The following is a 26,991-nucleotide window of genomic DNA, read 5'->3' as shown; positions in this document are numbered from 1 at the left end:
AACCCCGGACTTTGGCGCGTGCCACTTCCGGAAGGTTTTGAATGTCTCTCGTTGACGACGCCCGCTTCGCCATGCCCGCGAACGAGTCCGCCGCCGATGTCACCACCACCGAGCCGACCGCCGACACCGTCGAGGCCACCGTCGCCGCCGACGCCGTCGCGGTCGAGGCCGACGCCGAGCTGATCGCCGCCGTCGACGCCGTCGAGGACGACGCCACCGCCGAGGACACCGAGGTGGAGGCCGCCGAGCCGACCATCACCTTCGGCGACCTGGGCCTGCACGACGACGTCGTGCGCGCCCTCGCCAAGCGCGGCGTCACCACCCCGTTCCCGATCCAGGCCGCGACCATCCCGGACGCCCTGGCCGGCAAGGACGTGCTGGGCCGCGGCCGCACCGGCTCCGGCAAGACCCTCAGCTTCGGCCTGCCGCTGCTGACCCGCCTCGCCGACGGCGAGCGCACCAAGCCCAAGCACCCGCGCGGCCTGATCCTGGTCCCGACCCGCGAGCTGGCCATGCAGGTGGCCGACGCCCTGGAGCCGTTCGGCTCGGTGCTCGGCCTCAAGCTCAAGGTCGTCTGCGGCGGCACCTCGATGTCGAACCAGATCTACGCGCTGGAGCGCGGCGTCGACATCCTGGTCGCCACCCCCGGCCGTCTGCGTGACCTGCTGAACCGCGGCAGCGCCAAGCTCGCCGACGTCCGGACCGTCGTGCTCGACGAGGCCGACCAGATGGCCGACATGGGCTTCCTGCCCGAGGTCACCGAGATCCTCGACCAGGTGCCGGCCGGCGGCCAGCGCCTGCTGTTCTCCGCCACCCTGGAGAACGAGATCGACACCCTGGTCAAGCGCTACCTGAAGAGCCCGGTCACCCACGAGGTCGACCCGTCGGCCGGCGCGGTCACCACCATGACCCACCACATCCTCGTGGTGAAGCCCAAGGACAAGGCGCCGATCACCAACGCGATCGCCGCCCGCAAGGGCCGCACGATCATCTTCGTCCGCACCCAGATGGGCGCCGACCGCGTGGCCGAGCAGCTCATCGAGGCCGGTGTGAAGGCCGACGCGCTGCACGGCGGCATGACCCAGGGCGCCCGTACCCGCGTCCTCGGCGACTTCAAGGACGGCTACGTCAACGTCGTCGTCGCCACCGACGTCGCCGCCCGCGGCATCCACGTCGACGGCATCGACCTGGTCCTCAACGTGGACCCGGCCGGCGACCACAAGGACTACCTGCACCGCTCCGGCCGCACCGCCCGGGCCGGCCGCTCCGGCGCCGTCGTCACCCTGGTGCTGCCGCACCAGCGCCGCGGCGTCTTCCGCCTGATGGAGGACGCGGGCGTCGACGCCAGCCGCCACATCCTCGACCACGCCTTCGACGCCGAGGTCGCCAAGATCACTGGCGCCCGCTCGCTGGTCGAGGTCCAGGCGGAGAGCGCGGCCAACATCGCCGGTGCCGCCGAGCGCGAGGTCGCCGACATGACCCGCCAGCTGGAGCGCGCGCAGCGCCGCGCCAACGAGCTGCGCGAGGAGGCCGACCGGCTGACCGCGCGGGCCGCGCGCGAGCGGGCCGAGCTGGGCATCGAGGAGGAGGCCCCGGCCGCCGAGGCCGAGGGCGCCGAGACCGCCGCCGAGCCGACCGCCGCCGCCGAGCCGACCGCGACCGCCGCGGTGACCGAGGACCGCGCCCCGTCGTACCGCGAGGCGCGCAGCGAGCGCCCGTCGTTCAACCGCGACCGTGACCGTGACGACCGCGGTGGCCGCTCCGGTGGCTTCGGCGACCGTGAGCGCGGTGGCTTCAACCGTGACCGTGACGACCGCGGTGGCCGCTCGGGTGGCTTCAACCGTGACGACCGTGGCGGCCGTTCCGGTGGCTTCGGCGACCGTGACCGTGGCGGCTTCAACCGTGACCGTGACGACCGCGGTGGCCGCTCGGGTGGCTTCAACCGTGACGACCGCGGTGGCCGTTCCGGTGGCTTCGGCGACCGTGACCGTGGCGGCTTCAACCGTGACCGTGACGACCGCGGCGGCCGCTCGGGTGGCTTCGGCGACCGTGAGCGCGGTGGCTTCAACCGTGACCGTGACGACCGTGGCGGCCGTTCCGGTGGCTTCAACCGTGACGACCGCGGTGGCCGCTCCTTCGGTGGCGACCGTGACCGCGACGACCGCGGTGGCCGCTCCGGTGGCTTCGGCGACCGTCCGGCCCGCTCCTTCGGTGACCGCCCGTCCTTCGGCCGGGACCGCGACGAGCGCGGCGGCAGCAACAGCCGTCCGTTCTCGCGCCGCGACGACCACCGCTCCGGTGGCCGCCCGCAGGCCGGTGGCGGCTTCAACCGTGACCGCGACGACCGCGGTGGCCGCTCCTCCGGTGGCTTCAACTCCGGCTTCAACCGCGACGACCGCAAGCCGCGCTGGAAGAACTGACGCGACTGACGCCGGGTAGCACCTGACGTACCCGTGACGGGCCCGCTCCACTTCGGTGGGGCGGGCCCGTCGTCGTTCCCGGGCCCCGACCGGTGTTGTTCTGCTGCTGAGAATAACCAGTGGCGCCGACCCCGGGCCGTCCCCTACGGTCGGCGGCATGAGCAGCAGAATGCGTGACGTGGCGGCGGTGAACGAGGGCATCGTCGAGCGGGGGAGCTACCGGGCGTCCGGGGGAGAACTCGTCGAGCTGGCCGAGCGGTTGGCGGCGGCCCGGGCCGGGACGGTGTCGTACGACCCGGCCGGGCTGGACGCGCTGGTCGCGGGCGGCGGGCCGGGGCCGACGGCGGACGCCGGCACCGTCGAGGTCACCGCCGAGGGCAGCGTCCAGGCCGCCCGGCGGCTGGTCGAGGCCGGGGCCGGTCCGGTCGGGGTGCTCAACTTCGCCTCCGCGCGGAACCCGGGCGGCGGCTACCTGCGCGGCGCCCGCGCCCAGGAGGAGGACCTCTGCCGCAGCGCCCTGCTGTACACCTGCCTGCTGGAGGCGCCGGACTACTACGAGGCGCACCGGGCCTCCACCGACCTCCGGTACAGCCACCGGGTGATCCTCTCGCCCGAGGTGCCGGTGATCCGGGGCGACGGCGGCGAGCTGTCGGCGCGGCCGTTCCCGGTGACCTTCCTGACCTCGCCCGCGCCCAACGCCGGTCAGCTGGCGCTGCGGGCGGCGGCGCCGGGCGGCGACGGGGCGGCCGTCGACGTCCGGGGCGTGCTCGCCGAGCGGGCCGAGCGGGTGCTCGCGGTGGCCACCCGGCACGGGATCCGCGCGCTGGTGCTGGGGGCGTGGGGCTGCGGGGTGTTCCGCAACGACCCGGCCGAGGTCGCGGAGGCCTTCGAGGGCGCGCTGACCCGGTACGGCGCGGCCTTCGACCGGGTGGTGTTCGCGGTCTGGGACCGGACGCCGGTCTCGCCGAACCGGGCCGCCTTCGAAGCCCGGTTCCCGGGTTAGGACGTGGCGCGTGGACCGGCTCCGGGGGTCAGGTCGGGGGGCAGATCGGGGGGCAGATCGGGGGAGGCCGCTACCGCATCGCCTGTTCGAAGGCGAGCGCCGGCGCGGCCCCGGCGAGCCGGGCCGTCGCCTCGGCCGGCGTCAGCACCCGCTCCAGCCGCAGGTCGCCCGGCACCTGCTCGATGAACCGTCCGGCCGACCAGCTCCGCTCGTACGGCTGCGGGTCCAGCACCAGGGTGCGGACGCCGTCCACCACCGGGATGTCCTCCGGCATGCCCTCGTTCCAGATCCAGCCGCCGTCCGGCGCCACCAGGTTGAACGCGCCGGTCGCGATGAACCGGCGCCCGTCCAGCCAGCCGGTGCGGCTGAGCGCGACCACCTCCGGGTCGGGGCGGGGGCCGGGCAGGTGGCCGCCGCCGATCAGCACCTCGGCGAGCAGCGTATGCAGCTGGAAGTTGTCGGTCAGGCCGTCCATCCGGAGCAGGTAGCCGGTGCCGCTCGGGCGGTGCAGGACCAGCAGCGGCTCGTCGTCGAGGGTGGCGGTCAGGTACCGCAGGCCCTTGAGGTCGTGCTGCTCGGAGCGGTCGCGGTAACGGTCGATCAGCTCGACGAGGACGTCGGCCACCCCGGCGGCCCGGGCGGTGCGGCGTACGGCGGCGTGCGTGCAGAGCGCGAACGCGGCCTGCTGCCACAGCTGGAGCGTCCACCAGCCGGCCACCGCCCGGTGGGCGTGCCAGCCGTCCAGGCGTCCGGGCTCGGCGATTCGGGCGTGGGCGTGGCCGGGGTCGTCGCGGTCGGGGTCCGGCAGCTCCTCATCCCTGGCGGACCCGGCGGACCCGGCGGCGTCGGCAGTGCCGCTCGCGCCGGTCGTGCCGTTCGCGCCGGTCTCGGCCCACCGTTCGATCAGCAGCAGCGCCCCGGTCAGCGCCTCGCGCAGCCCGGCGAGGACGTGGTCGGCGCAGGCCACCGGGTCGGCGCCGCGCTCCACGCAGGCACCCACCATCATCGCCAGGTGCGCGCGGGGGAACGCCGGCACGTCCGGGAGCAGCGCGGCCAGCCGCGGTCCGACCGCCGCCGACTCCCGCTCGCCGGCGGGCCCGAGCAGTCCGCCCAGCCGGCGCAGCGCCGCGTCGAAGCGCTCGCCGTCGTCCGTGCCGTCCGCCAGGGCGGCCACCGCCACCTCGAATTCGCTCACCGCCAGGACGAGATCGGACGGCTGACGGTTCGACGGCCCGGTCGGGCCGTCCTGCGCGGAGTGAGGGTCGAACACCATTCGCCGCAGCATAGGGGCCCGCCCCGAGGGCGCCGCGCGCGGGGTTCGGCCGTCCGTTCGACGGAAACCCCGGCGCGGCCGGGGCGCCGTCCCCCATACTCGCGCGGGTGACCGCGTCCAAGGCCCATCTCAACGTCCCCGCCGCCACCCGCGTCCCGGCCGCTACCGACACACCGGAGTCCGCCGCCGAGACGGCGCTCCGGGCGACGCCGCTGGAGCTCTTCCTCGACCTCGTCTTCGTCTTCACCGTCACCCAGCTGACCGGCAGTCTGGCCCACCACCTCACCCCGGGCGGCCTCACCCAGGTGCTGGTGATGCTGGCGGTGATCTGGTGGATGTACGACGCGTTCATCTGGCTGACCAACGCGGTACCGCCGCGCACCCACGGGCGGCGCGGCCTGCTGCTGCTCGCGATGGCCGGCTTCCTGGTGATCTCGCTGTCCGTCCCGCACGCCTTCGAAGGCAGCGGTGTGGCCTTCGGCTGGGCGTACCTGCTGGTGGTGGCCGTGCACACCGGCATGTTCGCGGTGTCCGGGGTGGCGCTCGGTCCGGTGCTGCGGATGGGCGGGCTCAACCTGCTGAACACCGCGCTGGTGGTGGTCGGCGGCTACTTCACCGGCTCCGTCCAACTCGCCTTCTGGGCGGCCGCCTTCGCCCTCCAGTTCGCGATCCCCCGGCTGGTGGACCTGCCCAGCTTCCAGCTCCGCGCGGACCACTTCGTCGAGCGGCACGGGCTGGTGGTGATCATCGCGTTCGGCGAGTCGGTGATCGCGATCGGCGTCGGCGCCGGCACCGCCGACCTCACCGCCCCGCTGGTCGCCGTCGCGCTGCTGAGCCTGGCCGTCTGCGTCGGGCTCTGGTGGGCGTACTTCGGCCACGACGACGACACCCGCGCCGAGCACCACATGGCCGCGCTGCCGTCCGAGCGGCGCAACCAGGTCGCCGTCAGCGTCTACAACCTGGGCCACTACGGGCTGCTGCTCGGCGTGCTGCTGTTCGCGGCCGGGGTGAAGTCGGCGGTCGCCCACCCGGGCGCGCCGATCACGGCGGGCCAGGCGGCCGCGCTGGCCGGCGGGGTGACCGTCTTCCTCGCGGTCAACGCCGCCGTCCGCCGGACCTTCGCGCTCGGCCCCAACCTGCCGCGGCTGGCCGCCGCCGCGCTGGCCACGGCCACCGTGCCGCTCGGCACGCGGGTCTCGGCCCTGGCCCAGGTCGCGGTCATCGTGCTCGCCCTGGGCGCCGCCTTCGGCTGGGAGCGGCGGGAGCGGGACAGCCGGGGAGACCGGCAACCGGGGTCTGTCGGCGCCCGGTGAGAGACTCGCCCCGTGACTGAGCAGAAGATCACCGACGGCCTCTACCGGATCCGCAACGTCGCCACCGGCCTGCTGCTGGAGGTCCCCGGCGGGAGCCGTCGCAGCGGCGTCAAGGTGCTGGTCGCCGCGGAGGACGGCTCGGACGCGCAGCTCTGGCGGCTGACCGCGGTCCACCCGGGCGGCGCGCTGTTCCACGTCGAGAACCTGGCCGGCGGCAAGCGCCTCGACGTCACCGGCGCCTCCCCGGAGAACGGCGTGCCCGTCCAGCAGTGGTCCGCCAACGCCTTCGGCGCCCAGGAGTGGCTGGTCGAACACCACCTCGACGCCCCCGGCACCTACACCCTCACCGCCTTCATCAGCGGCAAGGCCCTCACCGCCCCCGCCGACCCGACCGCCGACCCGGCACCCCCCGTCCACCAGTGGGAGGACACCGACTCCCCGACCCAGTGGTGGCACCTGGAACGCCGGTAGTACTGGCATTCGGCCAGGGAACGCGCCCGCCGGGGAATCTGGAAAGCTGGAGACATGTCGGACTCTGATGCCTGGCAACCCCCGCCAGGATCGTGGGCGTCGTCTGCCGCACGACGCCGGAACATGCAGGCCATCAAGGCCCGTGACACCAAGCCTGAGCGCCTGGTCCGCCAGCTGCTGCACGCCCGGGGACTCCGTTACCGGGTCGCCGCCCGTCCGCTGGCTGAATTGCGCCGCACGGCCGATATCGTCTTCCGGCCGACCCATGTGGCCGTCTTCATAGACGGATGCTATTGGCACGGGTGCCCCGAGCATTACGTATCGCCGCGGACGAATGTCGGCTACTGGTCCGAAAAGGTCGCGCGCAATATTGCGCGCGACCGTGACACGGACCGCCGACTCACTGACGCCGGCTGGCTCGTGCTCCGATTCTGGGAGCACGAGCCATCAGGCGTCTGCGCTGACAAGATCGCGGCTGCGGTTCTTTCGCGGCGCCGGGCGAATGGTGGTAACTGAGAAGTCGAGCTCAGACTGGTAAGGCTCGCTCTGATCTCCGGGCTCGGCTTCGCCAGTGTCCATCACATAGGGCTTGAGCAGCTCTTCCCGGTTGTCGGGGCAGAGGACAGCGGCAATCGCCCGCCCAACGGCCTCGGCAACCGGTGGCGGGAATGCATTGCCGACCTGCCGGTATTTGGCAGTCTTTCCGCCGCTGAACCTCCAGTCCCTGGGAAAGCCCTGAAGGATTGCGGCCTGCTCGACTGTGAGCATTGGGCCGGCCGCGCGGAAGAGATCGCGCTCAGGGACGCACTCGTCAGGGTCGTTCGCTACTCCATTCGCGTCCACCCCGAGTGCGGACCAGGCTGCCTTTGCCCGGGTCGGGCCAAGGTCTGCGCCGCCGTGCTTCTTCGAGCCGCCGACGAGGGTCGGCGCTACGTCGGCACTCGCCTTATCGAGCCAGTCATTGTAGATTTCCTCGCCAGTGCGGATTCTGCCGTCGGATAGTTTGTTCTTTTTATTCCAAAACTCCTCTAGGCGCTCGCGCATTGATTCTTTCAGAGCGTCTGCGACGGTCTTTTGGCCGCCAGAGATCCGCCGAGGCCAGGCGAAACTTGCGGCACCGGCTTCGCTTTCATGGATTGCGACGAGAATAGCGCGCGGGCGGAGCTGGGGGACGCCGAAGTTGCGAGCATCGAGTCGTCGCCAGGAGGTCCTCATTGCGTCGTTTTGGTGCCTGGCGGACCAGTGCTCGTCAATATCGGGAACAACATAGCCGAGTTTTTTGAGCTTGCCGAGGATTCGCCTGCGGTAATCGATGAATACTTCAGGGGGGTCCAGGATTCCTCTGACATTCTCGATCATTACCGCTCTGGGGCGTAGCTTCTCGACAATCCTTAGCATCTCTGGGAAGAGGTCGCGCTCGTCGTTCTCGCCCAGCTTCTTTCCGGCGAGCGAGAAAGGCGGGCACGGTACGCCGCCGGCCAGCAGGTCGAGCTTTCCAGGACGGAGGTCAAGACTCTTCAGGAGATCGGATGCCCGGAAATCCTTGACGTCCATGCGTTCCGGACCAGTCTTCCACTTGGAATCCCAGCCCCACCATTTGTGGCTGCGGATATTTTGCCCAAGGGTCGCCACCGCGTGTGGGTCGAGCTCGACAAGGGCGTGATGGTCGAAGCCGGCGTTGTGCAGCCCAACGGCCTGGCCTCCTGCACCCGCGCAGATCTCGATCGAGGTGAGCTGCCGGGAGGTCTGCGGTCTCCCCTGGCTGGCACCCATGGGCACGGTCCTCCTGGTATGACGCGAAACTGATGCTCAAGTGTCGCAGAGGTTCTGTTGAACCGTGGCGTCCCCTGGCAGCCTCTCCGTCACCCCGTGTGCTGGCCCATGAGCGATGGGCCAGCACACGGGAGGGCAGGTCAGCCTCTTCCTATGTGCTGAAGGAGGTCCCGGATGTCGCTTTCCGCGAGACCGGCGGCGATGGAAGGCTCTTCCTGCAGGTCGGAGAGTTGCTGGACGGTGGGATCATCAAGAATCCGGCCCATGAACTCCAGCTTCTGTTCGAGGCGTGCCGCGACCACCCCGTCGATCGTGCCTTGTGCTGCTAGCACAGTGACCTTGGTCTCCGTCGTGGGAGCCAGGCCAAGGCGGTGGATGCGATCGAGGCTCTGCAGGAACCGGCCGGCCATGAAGTCACGGTCGACGTAGACAGCGTCGTGGCACACCTGGTGCAAGCTGATGCCTTCCCCCAGCGTGGCCGGGTTCGAGATAAGGACCATGCAGTCCGGATCCTCGCGAAACCTCCGGATCTGTTCATCGCGGTCGACGGTGCCGCCATGGACTGTAGCGGGGCCATAGGCCTCAAGAAGCTTGGACAAGGTCGTCAGGCTTCGTACGAAGGTCGTCCAAACCAAGGTCTTGCGGCCGGCTCGGGCATTCTCAGCCACGATCGCCGCAGTCTCCTTGTACTTCGGCGAGAGCTCGTAGCTGGGCAGGTTCTGCATGAGGGTGAACAGTGAGTCGTTCTCCGGCACCTCCAGCGGCGGTAGCTGGTAGGAAAGCGGCTCGTAGCGGCTGGGGCCCTCAAGCAGAAGGGCAGGGCTGATCGCAGCCATCAGGAGACGAAGCGCGGTCTTCCCGAGCGCGCTCAGGTCGTCGCGGGCGGTTCTGCTCGCGATACCGCCCCGGAGTGAGTCGTACAGCTCCCTGTGGACCGGCGGCATCTCGACGTACCGCACTTTCAGGTCCACCGGGGGGAGGCCTAGCTCCTGCTTGGTGGTACGGGTGAAGAGAGGGCGGAGAACCCTGCTGGCGTGGGCGAGATCGCCGCCGGCCACTGCCTGAGAGACAGTCCGCTGGCCGTGCCCAGGCCACACGAAGCCCAGTAGATTCTCAAGATCCTTGGAGCCGTTGGGGGCAGGCGTTCCAGTGAGAATGAGACGGCGCTGGGCAAGCGGTCCGAGCGCCATGCACGCCGCACCGTAGGTGCCACGTGCGCCGAGCTTCATCCGGTGGGCTTCGTCCAGAATGATCATTGACGGGCTGGCCTGGAGCCACGTGGCCAGGGTAGGGAGAGACCGGTCGAGGCGCTCGTAGTTGACGATGAGCACCTCCGCGAACGGGTCGAGCGACCGGTCGAGGATCTGGGTCCGTAGCGGATGGGCGAAGCACATGCCGGTTTCGAACTGCCAGGACTCATAGGCCGACTTGGGACATACCACCAGCAGGCGGCTGACCTTCTTCTCCTCCCGCTCCGCGGCGTAGACCGCCAGTGCGGCGCGGGTCTTGCCGGCCCCGGGCACGCTGAAGTTCGCTCCGTGCTGGAGGGAGAGGAGCTTGGTGATGTCGCGTTGCTGGAACTCCCCGAGATCGGCTGTCCATTCCAGCCCCAGCAGAGTCTGGACATCGCTGGGTGACAGCTTGTCAAGCTGTTCGGACGGGGACTCCAGCCGCTTCTTGACTGTGGCGGCGTCCTGGACGACCCCGCGGACCAGCTTGCTGAGCTGGGGATCCCAGTCCACACCAGCGTGGTGTGGCCATCGGTTGATCTCGCCGAGGCCGGCCAGCAGGTCATCCAGGTCCACGCTCGCGGCAAGCGGGCCGAGCTGGCCACCCGTACGGAAACGGGCGGCCAGCTGGACGAGATCTGCCTGGTGGCCCTGAGTTGTCCTCAGGATTACCTTTGTCCGCTTCTCGTCAAGAGCAAGGCTGAGAGACGCCTCGACGGTGCTGTCTGCCATCAGGACGTCTCCGTAGCCGCGGCGGCCAGCAACCACGCCAGGCCCTCGCCGGGGACCGGGACTCCGCGCCCGGCCTGGCGGGCGAGTTTGCGGAGACTCTCCCTCAGCTTCAGTACCGCATCGTCGAACGCCTCCTCATCGAAGCTGCCAGAGGAGCGGGCCTGGACGAGGTCGATGACGGACTGGTCGATGTCCAGGCAGGCATCGGCGATGCGGGCGGGTGCCATCTGCTTGCGCTTCCGCAATCGAGCGTCCCGGCCTGCGGCGTCAATGGCGCTGTCGAAGGCCGTCCGGGCGTCCTCGAACACCGTCTGAGCCTGATGCTGTGTGGCGCTCTGGAGCTCCGGACCGTTGCTGCGGGCGGCTGCCTTGGCTCGGAGGATCTGGTCATTGATGGCGCGAGCAGCGGCCACCGGCGACGATGCCGCTGGGATCTCGATCCCCAGACCGGGCACTGTCACGGCTTCGGGTTCGGCGTTGCTCACCCCGTCGGTGAATCCAGCCGGCAGTGACTTGCTGAGGTATCCGTTCCTCAGGAAGTCCTCGTCAATGTGCCGGACATCCGTCTTGGAGAAGCCGAGGAGAATTGCTGCCAGACGGTTCTCCTTGAGGATCTCTGCCTGGTCCCGGTCGGTGCTCTCCAGGTTGGTGTAGGTCCGGTGCAACTCGCGGAGCTTCTCCTGGTCGTCCTCGAAGTCGAGGATGCGAAGGGCCGTCCCGCCCTCACTCCTGCTGCGGTCAATCAGCTCACGGATGGTGCTGAGGATCCACCGGCCCTGATGATAGGTGGCCGGCCTGATCCGGAACTCCTTGGCGATGAGATCCGGGGTGCGTCCCAGTGAAGCTTGTTCCTCCATGGCCAGGAGCCAGTTGATGTAGGAGTAGTCGCGCCGGTGGTCCTTGCGCAGTTGCAGGGCGAGTTCAACGGAGTTGATGTCCGTCCAGGTGAAGGACTCAGGCAGAACGCCGACGCGCATCGAACGGGCACCCAGCTCACGAAGCGCAGCAGCACGGGTGTTGCCGTTCACGAGGACACCGTGGTGCGTCACGAGGCCCGGGTCATTCTGGCCGAAGTCGCGCAGGCTCTCCTTGAGCTTGTCGAAAGCGGTGTCCCGGCGGCTCGGGTCGGCCGGCTCGGCTTGGAGGAGGAATTTCAGGTAGTCCTGTCCCTCGACCCCCCACGGCTCCCGGTCGAGAAGAGCATCACGCGCCGGGTCGTGGCTGCGCTGAGCCCGGACCCGGTGAGTGCCAGGGTTGAAGTAGAGGCCGTTCAGCGGCAGATCGACGACCTCGACGTGCAGCGGGTTGTTGTTCCAGTCAACGGTCACCGTTTCACGAGTACTGCCTGTGGTCTTGACCTCCTCCAGGCGCTTCCTGATCAGCTCGCTGAACTCGTCCGCGCGCGGTGGCGGCGGGAACTCCCGCAACATGATTACTTCCCCATCCCCTCGTGCTTGTTCACGCCGGCGTCCATGGCGCTGGCGATGGCATTGCGAGACTCCTGCGGCAGCGTCCGGTAAAGCCCCCAGATGCTCTCAAGCTCGCTCGGCGTGCGACGGTCAGCCTTGATCCACTTGGCGAGCACCTTCTGCTCCAGTGAGGCAAGGGTCAGGACCCTGCCGAGCAACTCGGTGAGATCGACCGCCCGGTCGGTCGTCCCCGTGCTGCACCGCTTGCACTCGGTCAACAGCTGGGTTGTCGAGGACCCATCGGGAAGGTGAACCGTGCGGCGGGAGACGTTCAGCAGCGAGAGTTCGATCCCGTCGCCGTAGGACTCGCCCGAACCGATTCCACAGGTCCGGCAGAGGAATCCGTCGCCCTCAAGGACCTTGGCGCGCTGCGTACTAGTCAGGCTTGCCTTGCGTTCGGGTGCCTTGGCCTGGCCAGGAACCCAGACTTCCATCCCTTTCCGGACATACCGTCGCTCATCCTGAAGGAGCGTGCGATCGTTACGGTGCGTGTCGATTTGCCAGCCATGGTCGCGCAGGTCACGGAGGCGCCGCCCGATCTGTTCCTCGCCGGGGAACGCCTGGCGGAGCTGGCCGCTGGTGAAGACATTGCCGAGTCCGACCTCGGACTCAAGCCAGAGTGCTGCCCGGACCATGCCCCCCTTGTGCGCCTCTTTGTCCTGCCATGACGGCAACGGAATCATCAGCCCCTCCGCTTCCCATTCTTATGAACGGTGCACAACGTCCGGCGGCAGCCGCACGCCACTGCAAACCCCTTGCTGCTTCAGGAGATGGATCTATTGGGCACCCTCGCAAGCGGAAGGTCCATAGGGAAAGGATCTTGCGCGCAGATGAGTCAAAGTGGTGCTGTTGCACACTGGAGTTAAGGGCGGCAGCGGCCAGGCGGCGGCGCGGCAGGGCTGAGAGGGGTGCGGCGTCAGATGCGGGCAGGACAGGTCGGGACGAAGCTCAGCGAGGATCTGGCTCCGGGCAGGTACCGGCTGGCAGAGGCCCTCATCGGCCTTTATCAGCGCCTGCCTGAGATGACGCTGGAGCGCGCAGCAGCTCTGTTCGCTGACCGTGGGTACGGCAGGACGACCGCTGGTGAGCTGTCCCGCTACCTCAACGGCAAACGGGTTCCGCCCTGGAGCTTTGTCTCGCTGCTGCAGGACCTGGCGGCCGAGTTAGCGACACCATCGGACGGTCTGAGCAAGGTTGAGCTGCGCAAGCTCCACGGCGATGCCGAGCGGAGTAGAGGCGCTGAAGGGGCGCTCTGTCAGGCCTGCCCCAGTCTCCTCCAGGAGCGGGACCACCTTCGGGCGGAGGTGGAGCGGCTGGAGGGTTTGCAAGCCGGCTCCGAAGAGAACGAAGAGGTTCCGGTGGCGGCGGAGACGGCGACCGGCAGCGAGTTTTCTCCGCTGCCGGTCGCCCAAGGAGAGGGGGACCGGCAGCGGAGCGCGAACGAGGTGGCGGCTGCGCGGGAACTGGCCGATCGCGCGGCGCAACTGGATGGCGATGGAGATCTGGTGGCCGTGGCCGCGTTGCTCCAGGAGGTTTCGGAGGTGCTCAGCCCCCTGGAGAGTGCTGCGGCACTGGTACTGCTCCGTCAACGGCAGAAGGATCAGCTCGCCGAGAACCTGATCCAGATCTACGTCCGCGGTCAAGCTGACAGGGACGTCATCAAGGTGGCGTTGGAGCTCCATGAGTACGGTCACCCACACGACGCCGGCATGGTGCTGAGGGCTGCTGCACGATGAGGTGCCGGCAAGCAGCCCCCAGGCCTGGGTTCGGGGCTCAGGTCGACAGGTTGGTGTGGAGGGCCGCGAGGTCGGCTTCGGTGGCGCCGTGGGCGTGGAGGTAGGCGGGGAGGGTGCCGTGGTGAGCGCGGATCCACGCGAAGGAGGAGGCGAGGAGTTCGGCGGCGATCGGGCGGGAGACCCGTTCGGTGCCGGTCTCGTCGATGTAGGGGGTGGGGCCGTCGAGCAGCCCGAGGCCGGCGTTGGAGCGCAGGAAGTCGGCGGTGACGTCGGCCTCGGAGGCGCCGAGCAGGGACTGCACGACGGCGATGGTGAGGCCGGTGCGGTCCTTGCCGACGGCGCAGTGGACGACGGCCGGCAGGGTGCCGGGGGTGCCGAGGCGGCGGATCGCGGCGACCAGCGACGGGCCGGCGGTGGCGGCCATGAACGGGTACAGCTCGGCCTGGCCCTCCGGCCAGGGCTGGTCGGTGTCCTCCCGGTTGGCCGGCAGGGTGGGGAGGCTGAGCGTCTCGTGGTCGAGGCCGTGCCGCACGTCCGGCCAGACCTCCAGCTCGAACGGGCTCCGCAGGTCGATCACGGTCCGCAGGCCCAGGGCCTTGAGCCGCTGGGCGCCCTCCGGCGCGAGGGTGTGGAAGGAGCCGGAGCGGAACAGCACGCCCCGGCGGAGCGAGCCGACGCCCCCGGCGTCGCGGAAGTTGCGCACCCCGGGGATGTCGAGGAAGGCGGACGGCAGGTCGGGTTCACGGTCCGGCAGGTCGTCGGTCATGCCCCCCACCGTACGGTCGCGGCCGTCGCCGGGGGAAGGAAACGAGGAGGGAAGGAAGCGGCGGGGGAGGGAAGGGACGGAAACGACGCTTGACCTGAAGTCGACTTCAACTCCTAGGGTCGGTCCCGTCGAAGTGATCGACACCGGAGCACTCGGAGGGGACCGACCGTGGAGTACTCGCACAGCGACGCCGAACTGGTGAAGCAGCCGATCGGCTACTGGAGCTGGGCCGCCTACAAGGCCGTCGTCAGCCGCACCCGGGGGGCCCTGGCGGAGCTCGGCACCACCCAGCCGCAGTGGTGGGTGCTCGCCCAGCTCGCCCGCTCGGACCTCCCGCGCACCCGGGAGGAGGTCTCGCTGGTCCTGCGCGACTACCTCGACACCGGGACGGAGGCCCTGGCCGCCGAGATCGACACGACCGTCGACCGGGGCTGGGTCGTCGAGGACGCCGAGGGCCGGCTCGCCCTCACCGCCGAGGGCCGGGCGTTCTTCGACCGGGCGGCCGCCCTGCAGGGCGACCTCTGGACCGAGCGCCACGCGGACATCTCCGACGAGGAGTACCGGACCACCCTCAAGGTCCTCCAGCGGTTCATCCACAACACCGGCGGCCGCGCCTGGCACCACTGAGTCGGGTGGGTGCCGCTCAGCGCCCGCCGGAGACGTCCAGGAAGGCGCCCGTGGTGTACGAGGAGGCGGGGGAGAGCAGGAAGAGGATCGCCTCCGCCACCTCCTCGGGCTGCCCGCCGCGCCGCATCGGCAGCCCGGGGGCGACCCGGTCGACCCGGCCCGGCTCGCCGCCCAGGGCGTGGATGTCGGTGTGGATCAGCCCGGGCCGGACGGCGTTGACCCGGATGCCCTCGGCGGCGACCTCCAGGGCCAGCCCGCGGGTCATCGCGTCGACGGCCCCCTTGGCCGCCGCGTAGTCCACGTACTCGTTGGGCGAGCCGAGCCGGGCGGCGGCCGAGGAGACGTTGACGATCGCGCCGCCGCTCCCGCCGTGCCGGGTGGACATCCGGCGGACGGCCTGGGCGGCGCACAGGAACGGGCCGGTGATGTTGGCCGCCCAGATCCGGTTCAGCCGGTCCTCGTCGATGTCCTCCAGCCGGCCCTGCTTCTCCAGCGTCCCGGCGTTGTTCACCAGCGCGGCGAGCGGACCGAGTTCGGCGTCGACGGTGTCGAACAGCCGGGCCACCTCGGCGCTGCGGGTGACGTCCGCCCGGACGGCGAGCGCGGTGCCGCCCTCGGCCCGGATCGCGGCCACCACGGCCGCCGCCGAGGCCTCGTCCGCGCGGTAGTTGACGCAGACCCGGTAGCCGCGCCGCCCGGCCAGCCGGGCGGTGGCGGAGCCGATGCCGCGCCCGGCGCCGGTGACGAGGACGACGCCGCCGGGGTGGCCGCCGCCGGGGTGGCCGGCGCGGTGCGGGTCGGCGGGAGCGCTGCTGGTCGACATGGTCCGTACCCTACCCGAGCGCCGTCGGGGCGCTACCGGCCCGAACTCGCCCGCAGCGCGGCGATCTTGGGGGCCCGGCTGCTCGGCGAGTCCAGGCTGAACCCGCGCGCGTCGCCCAGCTCGTCGCGGACGAACGCCTCGGTCCGGGCCACCGCCGCGCGCAGTTCCGCGTTCGGCGGCACGAAGGACAGGTGGACGATCTCGGCGCGTTCGGTGTCGTACTCCCAGAAGCCGACGATCCGCCCGCGGTCCAGCACGATGTGCGTCTGCGGGTCGGCCTCGGTCCCGAAACTCCGCCCCGCCCGGCCGGCCGGGAGCGGGCGGGCCGCGTCCGCCGGGTCGACCAGCCGGGCCAGGTCGCGGTGGAGCAGGTGGATCCCGTCGATGCCGGCCAGCAGCGTGTAGTACGGCTCGGCCGGCACCGTGAAGTCGGCGAACTCCTCTGCGAGTTCGGGCAACAGCAGCAGCTCGGAGCCGGGCGCGACCGGCACCGCGCCGGCCTCCGCGACGGCCTGCCGGGCGGTCGCGGCACCGAAGCCGGAGAACCAGCGGAAGTGCTTGAGCGAGGCGGGACCGGCCCAGCCGAAGTACCGCCGGGCGAGGTCGGCCGCGCCGCCCGCGACCGGCTGGTCCCACCGGGCGTAGCCGTAACGCTGCTGGTCCAGGCGGCCGTTGACCGGCACCCGGCGAAGCTGGCCGCGCGACTGCATCAGCCCGAGGGCCAGCGGCAGGGTGGTCGACAGTCCGCGCTTGCGCCCCGCCTCGCCCAGCTGCCGCACCGCCTCGCCGGTCGCCGCCCGGAGCGCCGCCGGGTCCAGCGGCTTCCCCGCCTCGGCGAGCGCGCGGTCCACGGCCAGGCAGAGCTGCTCGACCTCGTCCCTGGTCACCGCCAGGTGCCGCGCGGCGGCCGCCGCCTCGCCCTCGGGGGCCGCCGCCCCGACCGCCAGGGCCAGCGCGAAGTCCTCGGCCGGGACGACGTACGTGCAGCCGCGGGCGGCCGGCAGCTCGTGCACCTCCAGCCGGGCCACCGCCGCGTCCACCGCCGCCCGGCCCAGCCCGGCGCGGGCGAACAGGCCCAGGTACGGGGCCGCGCCGCCCACGGAACGCGCCCAGCCGGTGGCCGCCAGCACCTCGGCGGCGGACGGGCCGGCAGCGGCGGACGGGTCGTGGGCGGAACCGTCGGCGGACGGGTCGTGGGCGGAACCGCCCGAGGAGCCGACGCGGGCGCCGTCCAGCCACTGCCGGTGCGCCCACCAGGCCCGCAGCTTCGCCGGGTCGACCCCGTGGCCGTGTTCGCCGTTCGCCCTCGCCATGCGGCCCAGTATCGGGCCGCCCGCCCCGCCACCCCCGGAATTCGCTCGCCCGGCGCGGCCCGGTCGGGCGAGACTGCCTGCCGGGAACGAACAGGAATTCGGTGGAAGGAGCCCCGTCCCATGTCCAGCACCCCCGGTACCGTCCTGCTGTCCGGCATCGTCGGCTCGACCGCGTACGGGCTGGCCCACGCCGGCTCGGACATCGACCGGCTCGGCCTGTTCGCCGCCCCGACCGAGCGCTTCCACGGCCTGCACCGCCCCGCCGAGTCGCACGTCACGACCGCCCCGGACCGCACCCTGCACGAGGCCGCCAAGTGGTGCCGGCTGGCGCTGAGCTGCAACCCCACCGCGTCCGAACTGGTCTGGCTGCCGGAGGACCTGTACGAGGTCCGGACCCCGCTCGGCGAGGAGCTGATAGCGATCCGCGGCTCGTTTCTGAGCGCCCGGGCCGTCCGCAACGCCTATCTCGGTTACGCCACCCAGCAGTTCCGGAAGCTGCTGACCCGCGACACCACCGACCCGGCCACCCGGGCCCGGGCCGCCAAGCACGCCCGCCACCTGGTCCGGCTGCTCGACCAGGCCGTCCGGCTGCACGAGACCGGCCACAACCTGGTCCGGTTGCCCGAGCCGGAGCGGGTCCGCGCCCTCGGCGAGCGGATCGCCGACGATCCGGCCCACGCCGAGGTGCTGCTCGCGGCGGCCGAGGAGCGGCTCGACCGCCCCGGCGTCCTGCCCGACCGCCCCGACGAGCGGCCGGCCGACGCCTGGCTGCACCGCGTCCGCGCCGCCCACTACCCCGCAGCCGGGTAGCCCGTGGCAGAGACGGCCTAGGCGATGGCGGTGACCAGCAGGGTGAAGGCCGCGACGATCACGCCCACCCGGGCGTAGTGGTAGCGGTCCCAGCGGTCCTGCTGCTCCTTCCAGTCCGCGGGCCGGTTCTCGGGGGTCCACGTCACGCTCCGGTTGTTGATCGGGACGAGCAGCAGCACGGACATCAGCACGCTGACGATCAGCAGCCCGGCGGCGACGATCACCAGGCCGGCGCCCTCCCGGTCCCATCCGGCGACGGCCCAGACGCCGCTCAGGACGACCGAGGTGATGTACCAGAACGGCATCAGGGCGCCGAGCATCCGGCCGCCGTGGGCGCGGCCGGCCTGGCCGGCCTCCTCGGGGAGTGCCTTGAAGATCCGGTTGACGATGAAGGCGACCGAGAACTCCACCCCCACCATCAGGCCGGTGATCACGGTGGTGACGATCTCAAGTGCGTCGAACATGGCTCCCCCTCCGGGAATCTAGCGCTGCTAGGCGATGAGGCAACGCTAGACCTTCTGCCGCTCGATTGTCTAGCGGTGCTAGGATCGGCTCATGTCGGTACAGGAACGCAAGCAGCGCGAACGGGCGGACCGCGAGCGCCTCATCGTGGCGACGGCCCGCGAACTCGCCGAGCAGCAGGGCTGGGACGCGGTCACCACCCGCCGGCTCGCCGAGCGCATCGAGTACAGCCAGCCCGTCCTCTACAGCCACTTCCGCGGCAAGCGCGAGATCATCGGCGCCGTCGCCCTGCAGGGTGCCGCCGAGATGGCCGTGGCGCTGCGGGCCGCGACGGCGGCCGCGGCCGGCCCGCGCGGCCGGGTCGCCGCGCTCGCCCGCGCCTACCTCGACTTCGCCGAGCGCAACCCGGCGGTCTACGACGCCATGTTCCAGCTCGACGGCGGCCTGGCGTTCGCGCGGGAGGACACGCCGGAGCCGCTGAAGGACGCCTTCGCGGCCCTGCTGGAGAGCCTCGCCGAGGTCGCCGGGGACGGTGTCCACCCGGGCCTGTTCACCGAGACGTTCTGGGCGGCCCTGCACGGCCTGGCCACCCTGACCAGGGCGGGACGGCTGCCGCCGGAGCACATCGCGTGGCGGGTGGACCTGCTGGTGGACCGCCTCGCCGTGGTCTGACGCCCACCTCCCCGGGGGCTACGGTCCGGTGCGGGCCGCCAGCGGGAGGTGGTCGCTGGCCGTGGCGGGCAGCGGCCAGGTGGCGGTGGCAGGCAGCCCCCGGGTGAGCACGTGGTCGATCCGGACCAGCGGGAAGGCGGCCGGCCAGGTCAGGCCGAAGCCGGTCCGGGCGAGGGTGAGGCGGTCGGTGAGCGGGGCGAGCGCGCGGTCGTCGGCGGCGGTGTTGAGGTCGCCCAGCAGCAGCACCCGGGGCAGCGGCTCCCCGTCCAAGGCCTGGCCGAGGGCGGCCAGGTCGCGATCGCGGTGGGCGGTGGCGAAGCCGGTGACGGTCGGCCGGACCGAGGCGAGATGGGCGACGTAGACGGCCAACGGGCCACCGGACGCCTGGACTTCGGCCCGCAGGGAACGGTTCCAGCCGGGGTCGATGGTCAGCCGCCGCGACTCCGTCACCGGGTAGCGGCTCCACAGCGCGACGGTGCCGCTGCGCGCGTGGTGCGGCAGCTCCCCGTCCAGCACGCTCCGGTAGGCGGGCAGCGCGGCGTCGGTGACCTCCTCCAGTGCGACCAGGTCCGGCCGGACGGCCAGCAGCGCGCGGGCGGTGCCGGCCGGGTCCGGGTTGTGGGCGTTCACGTTGTGGGTGACCACGGTCAGCCCCGCCCCGCCCGCCGGGGGCACGCCACCGGAGGGCAGCAGCGGCCCGAACACCCCCAGCCACACCGCCGCCAGCACGCCGCCCGCTCCGGCCGCCACCGGCGCCCGGAGCAGGACCGCGCACAGCAGCACCGCCACCACCGCCAGACCGCTCCACGGCAGGACGCTCTCCCACAGGCTCCCCAGGCCGACGCCCAGGTCCGGTACCAGCCGGTGCCCGCCCAGGGCGAGCGCGGCGGACGACCCGAGCACGGCAGGCACCGGCCCGCGCCGCCACCAGGGCACCGACCGCCACCGGGGCACCGACCGCCACCGCGCCGCCCGCCGTCGGCCACGCGCCGGGCGGCCGACCGCCGCACCCGAGCCCGAGCCCGCGTCCGCGGTCACCACGGGCCCGCTCACCCGGCGGCGTCCGGCAGCTGCGCCGGGCAGGTCCCGCCCGGGTGGGTACGCAGTTCGAAGTGCCACATCTCGTTGGCGTACACCTGGCAGAGCCCGTACCGGGCGCCGTTGCGGATCAGCCAGTCGTCCGCGGCGGTCGGGCCGATGTCCACCGCCTTGCCGCTGACATGCGCGGACTTCTCCGGGGTGTTCACCAGCCGCCGCGCCTGTTCGAGACCGCCGTACCTGGCCACCGCCCGGTCCAGCAGCCGCTGCTGGTACGCCTTGCTGCGCCAGCCCGAGGTGACCGTCATCTCGACGCCCTGGGCGCGGGCATCGCCGGCCGCCCGCCGCAGGGCGTCCAGCAGCGGGGCGTCGAGGTTGCGCACGGCCGGGGAGGCGGTGTCGAAGGGGCTCGGTGCCGTGCCGTCGGGGATCTCCCCGTCCGCCTCCGCCCCCGGGGAGGCGGCGGCGCCGGCGGTGGCCGCCAGGGTCCGCAGGACGTCCCCGGTGCCCGGCGCCCCGGCGGCGCACGCCCCGGCCAGTGCCGTCACCGCCACCGCCGCGGTTCCCACGGCCAGCCGCCGCCGGACCCGGGTCGTCGTCGTCCGCACCCCGTCCATTCCTGCCTCCTGTCGTCGGTCCGTTGCCGGGATCCATTCGAGGAGGAGCGGTGTTGCGAGGGCGTCTGCGCAGGTCGATACGTTTTCGATAGGCCCCATCGGGTCCAATGGGGGACGAACGACGCGGACGACGGGAGAACGGAACGTGCGGGTCCTGGTGGTGGAGGACGAGATCTACCTCGCCGAGGCGGTCCAGGCCGGACTGCGGCTGGCGGCGATCGCCTGCGACATCGTCACCGACGGCGACGCCGCGCTGGAGCGGCTGGCCGTGCACGACTACGACGTCGTCGTCCTCGACCGCGACATCCCCGGCACCCACGGCGACGACGTCTGCCGCAGCATCGTCGAGCGCGGCCTGGGCTGTCGGGTCCTGATGCTCACCGCCGCCGGCCGGCTGAACGACAAGGTGGCCGGCTTCGAACTCGGCGCCGACGACTACCTGACCAAGCCCTTCGACCTGCCCGAACTCGTCGTCCGACTGCGCTCACTGGCCCGCCGCCCGGCCCAGGCCGCCCCGCCCGTCCTGGAGTACGCCGGGCTGCGCCTGGACCCGTTCCGCCGCGAGGTCTACCGCGACGGCCGGTACGTCGCGCTCTCCCGCAAGCAGTTCGCCGTCCTGGAGGTCCTGATGACCGCCCGCGGCGGCGTCATCAGCGCCGAGGACCTGCTGGAACGCGCCTGGGACGAGAACGCCGACCCGTTCACCAACGCCGTCCGCATCACCATCTCCGGCCTGCGCAAACGCCTCGGCGATCCGTGGGTGATCCAGACCGTGCCCGGGGTCGGCTACCGCCTCGGCACCGAGGACCCCGCCCGATGAGCCGCCGGTCCGGCACCGGCGGACGCCCCCGCCGGCTCACCGCCCGGATGCGCCTGACCCTCAGCTACACCCTGTTCGCCGTCGCCGCCGGCACGCTCTCCCTCGCCGTGGTCTACGTCGGCATGCGCTACGTCCCCAACTACCCGCTGACCTCCTCCAACCCGCGCGACCGCGCGGACGCCCCGTCCCGCCAGGAGATCCTCGACTCGCTGCTCACCGCCTCCGGCTACGCCCTCGCCCTGTTGACCGCCGTCGGGATGGTCGGCGGCTGGCTGATCGCCGGCCGGGTGCTGCGCCCCCTCCAGGACATCACCCGCGCCGCCCACGCCGCCGCGAGCGGCGCCCTGGAGCACCGGATCGCCCTCGCCGGGCCGCGCGACGAGTTCACCGACCTCTCCGACGCCTTCGACGAGATGCTCGAACGCCTCCAGCGCTCCTTCGAGGCCCAGCAGCGCTTCGCCGCCAACGCCTCCCACGAACTGCGCACCCCGCTGGCGATCACCCGCACCATGCTCCAGGTCGCCGCCGCCGACCCGGCCGGCCAGGACTGGGGCGAGCTCGTCCGCCGCCTCCAGGACACCAACCAGCGCGGCATCGAGATCAGCGAGGCCCTGCTCCAGCTCGCCGAGCTCGGCCACACCCCGCCCGAGCTCGGCCCCCTCGACCTCGCCGAAACCACCGGGCAGGCCCTGGCCGCCGTCCGCGACGAGGCCCGCGCCCTCGGCGTCACCATCACCGCCGACCTGCGTCCCGCCCCGGCCACCGGCAATCCCGTCCTGCTCCGCCAGACCGCCGTCAACCTGCTGCACAACGCGCTGCGCCACAACCTGCCGGCCGGTGGCCGGATCACCGTCACCACCGGGGCCGACCCCGAACGCCCGGGCCGGGTCCGGCTCTCCGTCGACAACACCGGACCGCTGCTCACCGCGGCGGCGGTGGCCACCTTCACCGAACCGTTCCTGCGCGGACGCGGGCGCACCGCCGGGACCGACCCGGCCCGCCGGGGCCACGGGCTGGGCCTGGCGATCGTCGCCGCCGTCACCGAGGCCCACCACGGCGAACTGCGGCTGGCCCCCGAACCGGCCGGCGGCCTGCACGTGACCGTCGACCTGCCCGCCGGGGCCGTTCCGCCCGCCACGGGCCCGGACCGGCCGGGGAGTTGACGGCGGCACCCGGCCGCTGATGCGGTGGCGGGGTGGTGGTCACGCCTGGTGGGGCCGGGTAGTGCCGAGTGGCGCGTCGCCGGGGGGGCTGCGGGGTCGACGGCGTCACCCGGCCGATCCGGTGCCGCCCGTCCGGCGGTCAGAGCTGGTGCAGCCAGGCGTTGACGAGCAGCGTGCCGCCGGCGAGCAGGGCGACGGTGGTCAGCACCGGGGCGAGGCCGACCCGGTGGCCCCACAGGCCGCCCGCCAGCCGGGCGTGCAGACGGTGGAGCAGCCAGAGCGCGCCCAGCCCGGCGAGCGCGGTCGGCAGGCCGACGCCGAAGTGCGCCAGCCAGGCTCCGCCCATCGTCGGACCGCCCCAGGCGTCGGTGTAGGGGCCGGGCTGGACCAGGGGGTAGAGGACGCCGCGCAGTACGAACAGCGCCTCCATCGCGATCGGGATCAGCGCCAGCAGGCCGAGCGGCACGCACAGCAGCGCGTGGGCCAGCAGCCGGGCCGGACCGGGCTGGTGGGCGGCGGCCCGCGGGTCCTGCCCGGCGGCCGCGGCCCACCAGCGGCGGGCCCGGTCCGCGCGCCCGGTCGCCACCGCGCCGATCGTCACGAGCGAGGCCGGGAGGAGCGCCGCGGCGTACCCGACCCGGCGCGCGGAGCCGAGCGCGACCCGACGCGCGGAACCGGACGCCGTGGTGGGGCCGGTGCGGTGCGGAGCGGTGATCGCCATGGTCGTGTTCCTCCGGGTTCGGGTCGGGCCGTTGTGCCGACGACCGGAAAGCTACGGGCCGGGCGGGCCGGGCGGCGTCAACCCGGGGAGCCAACGCCGACCCCCTACCCGGGTAGGGGGTGGGAGCCGACGCGGTATTGGGCGCCACGGGGCGGCCCGGTCTGGCATGATGTCCACGGTGTACGGGGTGCTAGCTCAATGGGTAGAGCAGCGGACTTTTAATCCGTAGGTTCAGGGTTCGAGCCCCTGGCGCCCCACCGCGGCGAAGGCCCGGGCCGGACGACGTCCGACCCGGGCCTTTCGCATGGGCGGGGCCGCCGCTCAGCGGCCCGCGAAGAGGTAGCCGAGGCCGCCCGCGATCGCCGAGGTGATCAGGCCGGAGGCCAGCACGTGCAGGCGGGCGGGCACTTCGAGCATCAGGCGCACCCCGCCGACCCGCAGGTCCAGCACCGGGGTCGCCGCCCCGTCCTGCGGCTCGGCGGGTACGGTCGGGGCCGGCGCGAGCGGGACCGGGACGACCGGGACGACCGGGAGGGCGGGCGCCGGCTGCTCCGTCGTGGCCGGGGCGGGGTTCTGCTGGTGAGACATGGTCGTACTCCTGCGCGGTGGCGGCGGGTCCGGCGGACCCGGTCGCCACCGGCATAGGCCGGGGGCGGCCGCCCGGCCCACGGTCCGGTGAACAAAAACCTTGGGAGAAAAGAAATCTGATCGTCCGTTGGTTCCGTGGGGGCCGGTGCCTATAACGCCGGCCGAGGGCAGCGCGGTGCGGCGCCGGAACGCAGGAGGGTCGATGGTGCAGGTCGAGTGGAGCGGCGCGTTGCCGCAACCGACGCCATCGGGCAGACATCGGGGCGCACAGCGGTTGTCGACCGCCCCGGGCCCGCCCGAGGACTCGCTCGTCCGGCGGAAGGCGGACCAGGCGCTCGTCGAGCGGCTGGCCGCGCGCGGCTGGGCCGGGCCCGAGTACGTGCTGCTGGAGGCCCGGCTGCTCGACCTCGGGACGAAGGCGCTGCACAAGTGGATCGGCAGCGGCGAGATCTACCGGCGCTGCTTCGAGGTCGGCCGCTCGTTGGAGCGCGACCAGAGGGCGAAGGACGAGCTGCGGGAGCGGGCGGACGAGCGGGAGTCGGTGGTCGGCGAGGCGGTCACGCTTGCCTGGAACCGCTTCCGTGAGCACGCCCTGATCGGCGGCGGCTGGAAGTGCGAGGGCGGCACCACGCTCGCCTCGTACTTCGTCGGCGCGGTGCTGTTCGCCTTCGCCGAGGTCCACCGCCGCTGGTACCGCCGGTACCGGCTGGAGCAGATGGATCTGCTCCTCGGCGACGGCCTGCCCGAGGCCGCGTACGGCAGCAGCCCGGCGGCGGACGAGGTCTTCCGCGACGGGGAGGCCGGCGTGGCGATGGCCGAGGAGATGATCGCGAAGCGGCGGCCCGGCCTTCCCCCGGAGCGGCGCCGGGTGCTCGCGAAGATTGCACACGGACGGTCCTGCGGTCTCACGGACCGGGAGATCGGCGACCTGCTCGGTCTCAGCGCGGACGCGGTGGCCATGCGGATGGCCCGGTTCCGCAAGGGCCTCGACGACGGCCAGTAGGGCCTGACAGACCAGAACGGAGGAGGACGCACCCATGACCAATCCCATGCCCGAGGCCGTCACCGGCGACCTGATCCGTTGGGCCCTGGCAGCCCTCTCGGGGGCTGCGGACGCCGAGTCCCGCACCTGGGCGGACGAGCTGACCGCCCTCGGCCTGCCGCCCGACGGCGCGGCCGAGGTCGACGTCAGCGGGCTGAGCCCGGCACTGCAGACCTTCCTGATCACCCTGGGGGAGTCCTCGCTCGCCCTCGACCTCGACCCGGACGGCATCGAGCCGGCGATCGGCGCGGAGCAGTACGCCTGGGAGGTCGGCGACGACGTCGAGGAATGGGACGGGCCGGAGGAGTGGTCCGCCGTCGGGGATCGGACGCCGTCCGCCGACGCCCTGTACCTGGTGGACCTCCCGGGTATCGGGGAGATCCCGGCGTGGAGCTGCGCCGCCGCGGTCGTGGTGCTGATCCGCGCCCTCGGGGAACTGGGTGACCGGCAGGCCGCGCGGGCCCTGGACCTGCTCCTCGCGTCCGGCGGGGGCGGCACGATCCGGCGGGCCGTCCGCGACGAGGGCCAGTACTCCCATCCGTTCGTGCTGCACGGGGTCCAGCGGCAGGCGGTCATCAAAGAACGTGCGACGCAGCGGGAGAGGTGCCGAGCGGTGCCGGGTCAGAGGAACGCCTCGTACTACATGGTCCTGCTGCTCGACGTGGAGGGCTTCGGCAGGGAGCGGGAACGCTTCGAACAGGAGGTGCTCCGTCGCACGGTGGAGGCGGTCCTGGCGGCCGCTGCCCGGTCGGTCGGCTGGGGCGACGGGCCGGCCCGCGACCGGGGGGACGGGATGCTGGTCGTCCTGCCGGACCGCGCGGACCCGGAGTCGGTGCGCGGCTGGTTTCGGCTGCTGATGGCGGAGCTTCCCCGCCACCTCTCGCCGACCCGGCCGGCGATGTGGCTCGGACTCCGGGGGCCGGGGGAGCCGGAAGCGGTCTTGGTGGCCATCGGCCGGCGTGGCCTACGGTCGGCCGCAACGGATGTCCGAGTCGCCCGGTGGGGCGGACAGCGGCCACTGGCCGTGCTGCCGGAACCGGTGTTCGCCGAGCTCATGGACCCGGACCACCGGGTGCTGGGCATCGGGTCCGAGGGGTGGGTACCCGTGAACACCGGTCTCGGGCGGGGCAGGAACTGGGCCGCGCCGTGGCCCGAGACCCCGGACGCCCAGCACGGACGCCGTCCCGGCCGCGAGTGGAGGTGGCTCCGACCGGTCCCGGTGCCGTCCGGGGCACCGCCCGAGCGGCTGCTGGACGAGTTGCTCGACACCGTGCGGGTGCTGGCCGGCGAGGTGACCCGCACTCGGGTGTTCGCCGGTGGCGGGGGTGGTGGGCCACAAGCCCTGCCCCTGGGCCGGGCCGGCAGTCCGCAGGCGCTCCTGCACGCGGGGAAGGCCGTCGCCACCGAACTGGCATTGCTGGCGGAACTGATCGAGCTACCCCCGGGGGGACCGGACTTGCGCGAGGAGTCCGGCCAAGCGGCGGCCGCCGTACGGGAGTTGGCGGAGTTCGCGGAGAGCGGCCGGCCGGTCTACGCCGAGAGCGCGGAACAGCGGCTGTTCTGGCTGGTGGTGAGACTCGGTTCGGTGCTGGGGTCGGCCGCCCCGGAGGGGCCCGAGCTACCCGAGCCGGTGGCGCCGGAACCCAGCGTTCGGCAACACCGGACACGCTGGGGGCTGTCCGCCAACGTCGCCGCCGCGCGGATGGGCGAGGACTACAGCTGACCCCGTGGGTCGACGGAACCGGATAATCGGTTTGTATGATCCAAATGGGCCCACTGGGGACATCGGGCCCACGGTGGGGGCTGGTGGGGGCGGAGCCGGGGTGCTCGTCGGTTATTGCGACCGTCGTATGTGCAACCTGGGGGCGGTCTCGACCGTCTCTCTGTGTGCAGTGCGTCCGGCCGTAGGGGCGCGGCGTCCGGTGGTGAAAGGTACACGCATGTCAGGTCAGTGGGGCGAGGGTCCGGCTCGCGGCGATGACGCGCCCGGCGCGCTCACGGCCGACGGCGGGTCCAAGGGGGCGGTGCCCCAGCCACGTCCGGGTGGCCGCGCCGAGGCCCGCCGGGCCGCCCAGGGCAAGGCCGGCGCGGGGGGCGCCGCCAAGGAGGC

26 protein-coding genes and 1 tRNA gene are annotated in these 26,991 nt (G+C 72.3%); 14 read left to right on the top strand and 13 right to left on the bottom strand.

Annotated features, from left to right (window positions below; translation table 11 throughout):
• Positions 1-41: 41 nt before the first annotated feature.
• Positions 42-2,420 carry a DEAD/DEAH box helicase gene (locus tag AB0N76_RS07990; RefSeq protein ID WP_363554363.1) on the top strand — a complete coding sequence of 793 codons (2,379 nt, stop codon included), beginning with the start codon at positions 42-44 and terminating at the stop codon, positions 2,418-2,420.
• Positions 2,421-2,577: 157 nt separating this feature from the next.
• Positions 2,578-3,423 carry a TIGR02452 family protein gene (locus AB0N76_RS07985; protein ID WP_363554361.1) on the top strand — a complete coding sequence of 282 codons (846 nt, stop codon included), beginning with the start codon at positions 2,578-2,580 and terminating at the stop codon, positions 3,421-3,423.
• A 70-nt stretch (positions 3,424-3,493) separates the two neighbouring features.
• Here AB0N76_RS07985 and AB0N76_RS07980 read toward each other — a convergent pair whose 3' ends face one another.
• Complete coding sequence (locus tag AB0N76_RS07980) at positions 3,494-4,696, bottom strand: hypothetical protein (protein ID WP_363554359.1); 1,203 nt, start codon at positions 4,694-4,696, stop codon at positions 3,494-3,496.
• A gap of 107 nt (positions 4,697-4,803) precedes the next feature.
• Here AB0N76_RS07980 and AB0N76_RS07975 point away from each other — a divergent pair, with 107 nt between their 5' ends.
• The 3 genes from AB0N76_RS07975 to AB0N76_RS07965 are packed head-to-tail and all read left to right on the top strand — an operon-like array spanning position 4,804 to position 6,996.
• A complete protein-coding gene (locus tag AB0N76_RS07975) occupies positions 4,804-6,009 on the top strand; it encodes a low temperature requirement protein A (protein ID WP_363554357.1) in 1,206 nt (401 codons plus the stop codon).
• Positions 6,010-6,021: 12 nt separating this feature from the next.
• Positions 6,022-6,480, top strand: a complete 459-nt coding sequence (locus tag AB0N76_RS07970; RefSeq protein ID WP_363554355.1) for an RICIN domain-containing protein — start codon at positions 6,022-6,024, stop codon at positions 6,478-6,480.
• Positions 6,481-6,534: 54 nt separating this feature from the next.
• Positions 6,535-6,996: a very short patch repair endonuclease gene (locus AB0N76_RS07965; protein ID WP_363554353.1), complete on the top strand. Its 462-nt coding sequence runs from the start codon at positions 6,535-6,537 to the stop codon at positions 6,994-6,996.
• Here the strand turns inward: AB0N76_RS07965 and dcm are convergent.
• From dcm to AB0N76_RS07945, 4 genes are all read right to left on the bottom strand, one after another.
• Positions 6,928-8,253, bottom strand: a complete 1,326-nt coding sequence (gene dcm, locus AB0N76_RS07960) for a DNA (cytosine-5-)-methyltransferase (RefSeq protein ID WP_363554351.1) — start codon at positions 8,251-8,253, stop codon at positions 6,928-6,930. The genes AB0N76_RS07965 and dcm overlap by 69 nt on opposite strands.
• 140 nt (positions 8,254-8,393) lie before the next feature.
• Positions 8,394-10,214 (bottom strand): DEAD/DEAH box helicase, encoded by a 1,821-nt coding sequence (locus tag AB0N76_RS07955; RefSeq protein WP_363554350.1) that lies wholly within the window; start codon positions 10,212-10,214, stop codon positions 8,394-8,396.
• Complete coding sequence (locus AB0N76_RS07950) at positions 10,214-11,644, bottom strand: hypothetical protein (protein WP_363554348.1); 1,431 nt, start codon at positions 11,642-11,644, stop codon at positions 10,214-10,216. The genes AB0N76_RS07955 and AB0N76_RS07950 overlap by 1 nt, the downstream gene beginning before the upstream one ends.
• A gap of 2 nt (positions 11,645-11,646) precedes the next feature.
• Positions 11,647-12,366, bottom strand: coding sequence for a hypothetical protein (locus tag AB0N76_RS07945; protein ID WP_363554346.1), 720 nt, complete (start codon positions 12,364-12,366; stop codon positions 11,647-11,649).
• Between the two features lie 237 nt (positions 12,367-12,603).
• Here AB0N76_RS07945 and AB0N76_RS07940 point away from each other — a divergent pair, with 237 nt between their 5' ends.
• Complete coding sequence (locus tag AB0N76_RS07940) at positions 12,604-13,419, top strand: hypothetical protein (RefSeq protein WP_363554344.1); 816 nt, start codon at positions 12,604-12,606, stop codon at positions 13,417-13,419.
• 37 nt (positions 13,420-13,456) lie between these two features.
• Here AB0N76_RS07940 and AB0N76_RS07935 read toward each other — a convergent pair whose 3' ends face one another.
• Complete coding sequence (locus AB0N76_RS07935) at positions 13,457-14,185, bottom strand: tyrosine-protein phosphatase (protein WP_363554342.1); 729 nt, start codon at positions 14,183-14,185, stop codon at positions 13,457-13,459.
• A 168-nt stretch (positions 14,186-14,353) separates the two neighbouring features.
• Between AB0N76_RS07935 and AB0N76_RS07930 the strand changes: the two genes are divergently transcribed.
• Positions 14,354-14,812, top strand: coding sequence for a MarR family winged helix-turn-helix transcriptional regulator (locus tag AB0N76_RS07930; RefSeq protein WP_363554340.1), 459 nt, complete (start codon positions 14,354-14,356; stop codon positions 14,810-14,812).
• Positions 14,813-14,828: 16 nt separating this feature from the next.
• Here the strand turns inward: AB0N76_RS07930 and AB0N76_RS07925 are convergent, their stop codons facing one another.
• Both AB0N76_RS07925 and AB0N76_RS07920 read right to left on the bottom strand, forming a co-directional pair.
• The gene (locus AB0N76_RS07925; RefSeq protein WP_363554338.1) at positions 14,829-15,635 is read right to left on the bottom strand and encodes an SDR family oxidoreductase; all 807 of its coding nucleotides are present in this window, start codon (positions 15,633-15,635) and stop codon (positions 14,829-14,831) included.
• 32 nt (positions 15,636-15,667) lie between these two features.
• Positions 15,668-16,948 carry a crosslink repair DNA glycosylase YcaQ family protein gene (locus AB0N76_RS07920; RefSeq protein WP_363554336.1) on the bottom strand — a complete coding sequence of 427 codons (1,281 nt, stop codon included), beginning with the start codon at positions 16,946-16,948 and terminating at the stop codon, positions 15,668-15,670.
• Between the two features lie 120 nt (positions 16,949-17,068).
• Here AB0N76_RS07920 and AB0N76_RS07915 point away from each other — a divergent pair, with 120 nt between their 5' ends.
• Positions 17,069-17,758, top strand: a complete 690-nt coding sequence (locus AB0N76_RS07915; RefSeq protein WP_363554334.1) for a nucleotidyltransferase domain-containing protein — start codon at positions 17,069-17,071, stop codon at positions 17,756-17,758.
• 17 nt (positions 17,759-17,775) lie between these two features.
• Here the strand turns inward: AB0N76_RS07915 and AB0N76_RS07910 are convergent, their stop codons facing one another.
• Positions 17,776-18,222 (bottom strand): DUF1772 domain-containing protein, encoded by a 447-nt coding sequence (locus AB0N76_RS07910; RefSeq protein WP_363554332.1) that lies wholly within the window; start codon positions 18,220-18,222, stop codon positions 17,776-17,778.
• Between the two features lie 91 nt (positions 18,223-18,313).
• On the opposite strand from AB0N76_RS07910, the gene AB0N76_RS07905 reads away from it, so the two are divergent.
• Entirely contained in the window at positions 18,314-18,892 is a 579-nt protein-coding gene (locus AB0N76_RS07905) for a TetR/AcrR family transcriptional regulator (protein WP_363554330.1), read from the top strand.
• A gap of 18 nt (positions 18,893-18,910) precedes the next feature.
• On the opposite strand, the gene AB0N76_RS07900 is transcribed toward AB0N76_RS07905, so the two are convergent.
• Both AB0N76_RS07900 and AB0N76_RS07895 read right to left on the bottom strand, forming a co-directional pair.
• Positions 18,911-19,795 carry an endonuclease/exonuclease/phosphatase family protein gene (locus AB0N76_RS07900; RefSeq protein ID WP_363554328.1) on the bottom strand — a complete coding sequence of 295 codons (885 nt, stop codon included), beginning with the start codon at positions 19,793-19,795 and terminating at the stop codon, positions 18,911-18,913.
• A gap of 146 nt (positions 19,796-19,941) precedes the next feature.
• Positions 19,942-20,547, bottom strand: coding sequence for a M15 family metallopeptidase (locus AB0N76_RS07895; RefSeq protein WP_363554326.1), 606 nt, complete (start codon positions 20,545-20,547; stop codon positions 19,942-19,944).
• Positions 20,548-20,692: 145 nt separating this feature from the next.
• Between AB0N76_RS07895 and AB0N76_RS07890 the strand changes: the two genes are divergently transcribed.
• The gene (locus AB0N76_RS07890) at positions 20,693-21,367 is read left to right on the top strand and encodes a response regulator transcription factor (protein ID WP_363554324.1); all 675 of its coding nucleotides are present in this window, start codon (positions 20,693-20,695) and stop codon (positions 21,365-21,367) included.
• Entirely contained in the window at positions 21,364-22,530 is a 1,167-nt protein-coding gene (locus AB0N76_RS07885; protein ID WP_363554322.1) for a HAMP domain-containing sensor histidine kinase, read from the top strand. Before AB0N76_RS07890 ends, AB0N76_RS07885 begins: the two co-directional genes overlap by 4 nt.
• A gap of 139 nt (positions 22,531-22,669) precedes the next feature.
• Here the strand turns inward: AB0N76_RS07885 and AB0N76_RS07880 are convergent, their stop codons facing one another.
• Positions 22,670-23,251: a hypothetical protein gene (locus tag AB0N76_RS07880; protein ID WP_363554320.1), complete on the bottom strand. Its 582-nt coding sequence runs from the start codon at positions 23,249-23,251 to the stop codon at positions 22,670-22,672.
• 184 nt (positions 23,252-23,435) lie between these two features.
• Here AB0N76_RS07880 and AB0N76_RS07875 point away from each other — a divergent pair.
• A tRNA-Lys gene (locus AB0N76_RS07875) sits at positions 23,436-23,508 on the top strand.
• 64 nt (positions 23,509-23,572) lie between these two features.
• Here AB0N76_RS07875 and AB0N76_RS07870 read toward each other — a convergent pair.
• Complete coding sequence (locus tag AB0N76_RS07870; protein WP_363554318.1) at positions 23,573-23,839, bottom strand: hypothetical protein; 267 nt, start codon at positions 23,837-23,839, stop codon at positions 23,573-23,575.
• Positions 23,840-24,113: 274 nt separating this feature from the next.
• Between AB0N76_RS07870 and AB0N76_RS07865 the strand changes: the two genes are divergently transcribed.
• Together AB0N76_RS07865 and AB0N76_RS07860 are read left to right on the top strand one after the other, a co-directional pair.
• Positions 24,114-24,842, top strand: a complete 729-nt coding sequence (locus tag AB0N76_RS07865; protein WP_363554316.1) for a hypothetical protein — start codon at positions 24,114-24,116, stop codon at positions 24,840-24,842.
• Positions 24,843-24,876: 34 nt separating this feature from the next.
• A complete protein-coding gene (locus AB0N76_RS07860) occupies positions 24,877-26,604 on the top strand; it encodes a hypothetical protein (protein WP_363554314.1) in 1,728 nt (575 codons plus the stop codon).
• Positions 26,605-26,991: the final 387 nt, after the last annotated feature.

This window comes from Kitasatospora sp. NPDC093806 (assembly GCF_040683335.1).
Classification (GTDB): Bacteria; Actinomycetota; Actinomycetes; order Streptomycetales; family Streptomycetaceae; genus Kitasatospora.
This window is presented reverse-complemented; position numbering and strand designations above follow the sequence as displayed.